Below are 6,124 nucleotides of genomic sequence, written 5' to 3'. Positions count from 1 at the left end.
TTTGCATTGGCCTGCTGGGCGCGATGCCTCCGTAAGCCACCCCCAGGGCGGCTTTGTTGCGTCTGGGGAAATCAGAGCTTGCCCTGCAGCAGGTTTTCCAGTGTGAGTCCTGTTGTTGATTGCAACGTGTAGTCACTGAATTGCAATTCCAGTCCATTTTCGCTGCTGTTGAAGCGTGCCGGGTAGCCGAGCGGCAGGGTGGTCTTGTCGTGGATGTGGCCGAAGGGAATGCCCGTGAAGATTGGCACCTTCAGTTGCTGGCGTAGCTGTGCAATGACGCTGTCTAGCGTATAGCCAGCATCATAGGCATCAACGATGCGCCCCATGGAAAAGTCTCCCAGAAAGATGGCCCGCTGCCGCTGCAGAATGCCTGCCAGGTACAGCTGCTGCAGCATGCGCTCCAGCCGGTAGGGTTGTTCGCCTACATCTTCCAGAAACAGCAAGCCGCCGCGGATATCCGGCAGGTAAGGGCTACCCACCAGGCTGCTGAGTACACTGAGATTGCCACCCCAGAAAATGCCCTCACCGTGGTCGTTTACGCTTTGCATGGTCTGACTGCGTACTACCCAGTCCGGGGTGGTGGTGGCCTGGATAAACTGCTGCATGGTGTAGGGGCTGATATTGCGTCCACCAAAGTCGCTATACAGCATGGGGCCGGCAAAGCTGCCAACGCCGCCCTTGGCCAGCAAGGCAAGCTGGATGGCGGTGAAATCGCTATAACCCATGATCTGGGTGCCTGCCTCCTTGAGCATCGGGCACAGGCGGGCATAGTCGATGTCCGGCAACAGGCGGCAGGCACCGTAGCCGCCACGGCCAGCCAGCAGCATGCGTGGCATATCCTGACGTTGGCTGAGCTGGTTAAGATCTTGCAGGCGTTGTTGATCCGTGCCGGCAAAGCGCTGGTATTGGCGGTCGATTGCCTCGCGGTTGGTTACATCGAAGCCGGCCTGTTGCAGGCGGTCGATGCCATGTTGGCGCTGCGTGGCGCTGGGGAGGCTACCGGAACAGGCTAGCAGAGTGATTTCCCGGTTTTGCAATGGCATGGTCGGATAGGCGGCAGTAGGTGAAGTGGGGCGGCGCATGGGGCTGCTACAGGCTTGCAGCATGCCGATGGCGGCAAGGCTCAAGCCGGTTCGCAGCAAGCTTCTGCGTGACAGCATTTCAATGGGGTGCTGGCTGGTCAGTGACAAACGATTCCTGATGGTGTGGCTGCTCAGTTCTGTTTCTGGCGAATGGCCAGCAAGGCCTGGTTGCGCAGGGTTTTGAGCAGATTGAGTTCGTCGGGACGTAATGGCAGGCTGTGTGCCTGTTTTTTGTCACCATACAAGAAGCCTATTTTCCTCTTTTCCAGCACTAACGGAAAGATGATGAAAGTTTGCGCCAGATTCAGTTGTCGATACCAACCGGGTATATGGCTGGCGATGGTGGTATCGCTGGCATCTTCGATGAAAATGTCGACATTACGTTCCATTGCAATGCAAAAAGCATTGTCTTGCTGATCGAGATCGATCCGGAAGTGTTTGAGTAGCTCGGGGATGTCCGGGCCAAAGCCGAAGCGTGCCTGCAGCTGGTTTTGGCGCGGGTCTTTGGTGCAGAGCACGACATGATCAAATCCCACCGCCCGGAACATGATTTCCAGAATCATCCGCAGCAGATCGTTTAGCTGATAACTCCCCAGCAGGGTCAGGGTGATGTCCTGGATGCCGGCGGACAGTAGGGACGCCGTAGCCGGCGGGGCAAGCAGGTAGCTGGTGGTGAGGGCATCGTCGGCGACGATTTGTGTTGTGGGCTGTTGCGCTTGTGTATCCAGGCGGGCTGTTTTCAGCTGATAAGCCTGGCCATGGCGTGGCTGTTCGCCACTCCATTCGCGCAGGTAGTCGTCAAAAGCAGCTTGAGTCTGTTCGATGACAGTGTCGAGCTGCTTCATGTCCAGCGCACTGGCCCGTTCGTAGCGAGTAAGTAACTGTCGGGCTGCAGCCTGCGAGGGCGGGTTGGCCGTGCTCAGCAGGCCGGTCAGCTCCTGTGCCAGATTACCCAGCATGCGCAAGCGGGCAGTGCTGCTTTGTGGCTGGCGTACCGGGCCGGCTGGATAGGGCTCCAGGCTGCTGATCATGCTTTCCGGAAAGCTCCACAGGCTGACGGTGCCTGCGCCGAGCGCGGCATAGGAAAGACCCAGTGTATGCAGTACCGCTTGGTCAGCCGTACTGCCACTGCTGATTTTTTTATGGATCAGCCGGTATTCGTCGCGGAAGTAGTAAACACAGAGCAGTTCGCCCAGCTGCTGGAACATGCCGCAGATCAACGCTTCTTCTGCTTCGCGCAAGCCACTGTGGCGGGCCAGGTTGCGCGCCAGCAGGCCACAGAACAATGCCTTGATGGCGACGTCGCGTACCTCCTGGGCGTGGCTGCGGTTGTGCATGTGTTCGAATAGCAGCAAGGTCAGGGCGAGGTTGCGGATGGTGTCGAAACCAAGGATGACGATGGCGCGCGATACCGTGCTGACGGTGCCACCAAACTGGCTGAAGTTGGCCGAGTTCACCACCTTGAGCAGCTTGTTGGTGAGTGAGAAGTCTTTCAGGATGATTTCTGCCAATACTTGCAGCCGTTCGCTATCGGCATTGCCAATGTGATTGATGGCAGAAACGGCTTGCGACAAGGCCGGGAAGTCCGGGCTGTGCCGCATGCGTTGCAAGAGTTGCTCCAGTGCGGCGCAATGATTGCCCTGCGGGCGGATAAAGCTTTGCTGGCGGACCAGCCAGTCCTGTAACTGTGCCAGGATGGCGCGAGTGGGGAGCGGGCTGGCCGTGTGGGCGGTTAGTAATTGCTGGCAGAGCTGCAATAGCTCGTTATCCAGTTGGGGGCGCAGGCTGGCCAGTGGCAGGCTGCTATAACGGCGGCCACTGTAAAGCCAGTACAGCAGGCGGCCGGCTTGTATCAGGTTCTGCTGCTGTTGTACGGTGTCATGCGAGATGGCGGCATGTTGACCGAGCAACTGAATCTGCTGCTGGGCGTCGATCAGGATGTGCTCGGAATCCACTATGGGCAGGGCTAACTGGTTCAACTGCAGTTGCAGCAGGGCTTCCATGATGTCACAGGCGATGCCGGTGACTTCCTTGTCGTTCAGCATGCCGGGGGGGATTTCACTCAACAGTTTCTGTCCGTCACGCAGGTAGCAGGCATAGTCCTGGCCGGCGAGTGTGGTGTGATCCACAGGCTGGGCAAGCAGGCTGTGAGGCAGCTTGCCGGCAGCAGGCTGTGCGGCGGCGGGTAGTAGCAGGTAGTCGTGTTCGCCGGCCCTGGCCAGTAATAGTGATGAGCCATCGGCACAACTCAGGCTGTGCTCCAGCTGGTAGTCCGCTGTATTGTCGACGCGGTTCATGGTCTTGATCTCCCTGCTTGTCACTATATGGCGAAACAGCCATCACGGCATGACTTAATCCGTATTGCGTTATTGCTCTTTGGACTGAATTTTCACTTGGATAGTGCATATTGATATATCCAACTGATTTTGGAAAATGGCAGGCCTTCCGGTAAATTGAGCGTCAAGCAAACCATCGTGCTGTGCTCACCAGAAGTGCAGGCAGCCCAGGAACAGGCGGGAACCATGAACATCAGTCAACAGAAACTGACTCACCTCAAGCAGTTGGAAGCCGAGTCGATTCACATCATCCGCGAAGTGGCGGCGGAGTTTGAAAACCCGGTCATGCTGTACAGCATTGGCAAAGATTCGGCGGTGATGCTGCATCTGGCGCGCAAGGCGTTTGCCCCTGGCAAACCGCCGTTTCCGCTGATGCATGTGGATACCACCTGGAAGTTCCAGGACATGTATGCGCTGCGCGACAAGCAGGCTGCTGAAGGCTGGGAGCTGATCGTGCATGTGAACGAAGAGGGCGTGAAAGCCAACGTCAACCCGTTTACCGTGGGCAGTGCCAAGCACACCGACGTGATGAAGACCGAGGGCCTGAAGCAGGCGCTGAACAAATATGGTTTCGATGCCGCCTTTGGTGGCGCGCGTCGTGATGAAGAAAAATCGCGTGCCAAGGAGCGTGTGTACTCCTTCCGCGACAAGAACCACCGCTGGGACCCGAAAAACCAGCGTCCGGAACTCTGGAATATCTACAACAGCAAGATCGACAAGGGCGAGAGCATTCGTGTGTTCCCGCTGTCGAACTGGACCGAGCTGGATATCTGGCAGTACATCTATCTGGAAAACATCGACATCGTGCCGCTGTACTTTGCCGCCGAGCGTGAAGTGGTGAATCTGAACGGCACGCTGGTGATGATTGATGACGACCGCATCCTGCAATACCTGACGCCGGAACAGAAAGCCAGCATCAGCAAGAAGCAGGTGCGCTTCCGCACGCTGGGCTGTTACCCGCTGACCGGCGCGGTGGAATCCACTGCCGCCACGCTGCCGGAGGTGATCCAGGAAATGCTGCTCACCACCACTAGTGAGCGCCAGGGCCGTCTGATCGACCATGACCAGGCAGGGTCGATGGAGAAGAAGAAGATGGAAGGCTATTTCTAAGCCCGGCTCCATCCTGTCACCATTCTGAAGAATTGATGTCCGGCGCCCTGGCGACGGAATACAGTGGAAAGAACGATCATGTCTCACCAGTCCGAGCTGATTGCCAGCGATATCCTGGAATACCTGAAGCAGCATGAAAACAAGGACATGCTGCGCTTTATCACCTGTGGCAATGTCGATGATGGCAAGTCCACGCTGATTGGCCGCCTGTTGCATGACTCCAAGCTGATTTTTGAAGACCAGCTGGCGGCCATCGAGCGCGATTCGAAAAAGTACAACACCACCGACCAGGAAATCGACCTGGCGCTGCTGGTGGATGGCTTGCAGGCCGAGCGCGAGCAGGGCATTACCATCGATGTGGCCTACCGCTATTTCAGCACCGAAAAGCGCAAGTTCATCATTGCCGACTGCCCGGGCCACGAGCAGTACACCCGCAATATGGCAACCGGTGCCTCCACCTGCAATCTGGCCATCATCCTGATCGATGCCCGCCGTGGTGTGCAGACCCAGACCCGCCGCCATAGCTTCATCGTCAGCCTGCTGGGTATCAAACACGTGATCGTGGCCATCAACAAGATGGACCTGGTCGAACACAGCGAAGAAACCTACCAGCGCATTCGTGACGAATACCTGGCCTTCTCCGAGCACCTGACCATTCCGGATATCCGTTTCGTGCCGATCTCTGCCTTGCGTGGTGACAACGTGGTCACCCGCAGCGAAAACATGGGCTGGTATCAGGGCGCTACCCTGATGGAGCTGCTGGAGAGCGTGCAGGTCAGCCATGACGTGGCGCTGGAAGCCTTCCGCTTGCCGGTGCAGTATGTGAATCGTCCGAACCTGGATTTCCGCGGCTTCTGCGGTACCGTGGTGGCTGGCGAAGTGAAACCCGGGGATGAAATTGTGGCCCTGCCTTCCGGCAAGCGCAGCAAGGTGAAAGAGGTGGTGACCTTCGAAGGCAACCAGCCTTCTGCCTTTGTCGGTCAGGCCATTACCCTGACCCTGGAAGATGAAATCGACATCTCGCGTGGCGACATGATCGTGCGCGCTGGCGAGCAACAACCCAGCGTATCCCAGGCTTTTGATGCCCACCTGGTGTGGATGGCCGAGGCGCCGCTGGAGTTGGGCAAGGAATATGGTTTCAAGCTGGCTGGCAAGGTGGTCACCGGCCGGGTAAGCAGCATCCAGCATCGGGTGGATGTCAATTCCCTGCAGCAGTTCAACGCTGCTGAGCTGGCGCTGAATGAAATTGCCCTGTGCCGGGTGGAGTTGAATGCGCCGGCCGTGTTCGATGCCTATGCCCTGAGTCGTGGCACGGGCAGCTTCGTGATTATCGATCGCCTGTCCAATGCAACGGCTGCTGCCGGCATGATCACGGCCGCTGCTGAATCCCGTGCGGCTCCGGTAAGCGATGAGCTGGCCCGCCTGCGCGCATTCGAGCTGGAATTCAATCAGCTGGTACGCAAGCACTTCCCGCACTGGGAAACCAAGGATATTTCAAAGCTGCTATAAGTGTTCTGCAGTCGTCCGGATTCCCCTTTGTTTTATGGGTGATTTTGTCGGTTAGTCTCCAGCGTGATGTGCTGTAAGACTGCAGTA

The 6,124-nt window shown here is 57.5% G+C and carries 4 protein-coding genes; 2 read left to right on the top strand and 2 right to left on the bottom strand.

Annotated elements, in window-relative coordinates:
• Nucleotides 1–71: 71 nt before the first annotated feature.
• Together EAY64_RS17185 and EAY64_RS17180 are read right to left on the bottom strand one after the other, a co-directional pair.
• Nucleotides 72–1,160, bottom strand: a complete 1,089-nt coding sequence (locus EAY64_RS17185; protein ID WP_226034460.1) for an LD-carboxypeptidase — start codon at nt 1,158–1,160, stop codon at nt 72–74.
• Between the two features lie 53 nt (nt 1,161–1,213).
• Nucleotides 1,214–3,379 carry an HDOD domain-containing protein gene (locus tag EAY64_RS17180; RefSeq protein WP_103525962.1) on the bottom strand — a complete coding sequence of 722 codons (2,166 nt, stop codon included), beginning with the start codon at nt 3,377–3,379 and terminating at the stop codon, nt 1,214–1,216.
• 195 nt (nt 3,380–3,574) lie between these two features.
• Here EAY64_RS17180 and cysD point away from each other — a divergent pair, with 195 nt between their 5' ends.
• Both cysD and cysN read left to right on the top strand, forming a co-directional pair.
• A complete protein-coding gene (gene cysD / locus EAY64_RS17175; RefSeq protein ID WP_255424550.1) occupies nt 3,575–4,528 on the top strand; it encodes a sulfate adenylyltransferase subunit CysD in 954 nt (317 codons plus the stop codon).
• Between the two features lie 78 nt (nt 4,529–4,606).
• Entirely contained in the window at nt 4,607–6,037 is a 1,431-nt protein-coding gene (gene cysN, locus EAY64_RS17170; protein ID WP_103525961.1) for a sulfate adenylyltransferase subunit CysN, read from the top strand.
• The last annotated feature ends 87 nt before the right edge of the window (nt 6,038–6,124 follow it).

Origin of the sequence: Aquitalea palustris (genome assembly GCF_003693445.1) — a bacterium.
GTDB lineage: Bacteria > Pseudomonadota > Gammaproteobacteria > Burkholderiales > Chromobacteriaceae > Aquitalea > Aquitalea palustris.
The sequence above is the reverse complement of the archived record's forward strand: the minus strand, read 5'-3'. Positions and strand labels throughout refer to the sequence as shown.

Bases quoted from the DNA above. Each gene is read 5' to 3' on its own strand.
- EAY64_RS17180 (WP_103525962.1), bottom strand. From the start codon at position 3,379: ATGAACCGCGTCGACAATACAGCGGACTACCAGCTGGAGCACAGCCTG.
- cysN (WP_103525961.1), top strand. From the start codon at position 4,607: ATGTCTCACCAGTCCGAGCTGATTGCCAGCGATATCCTGGAATACCTG.
- EAY64_RS17185 (WP_226034460.1), bottom strand. From the start codon at position 1,160: ATGCTGTCACGCAGAAGCTTGCTGCGAACCGGCTTGAGCCTTGCCGCC.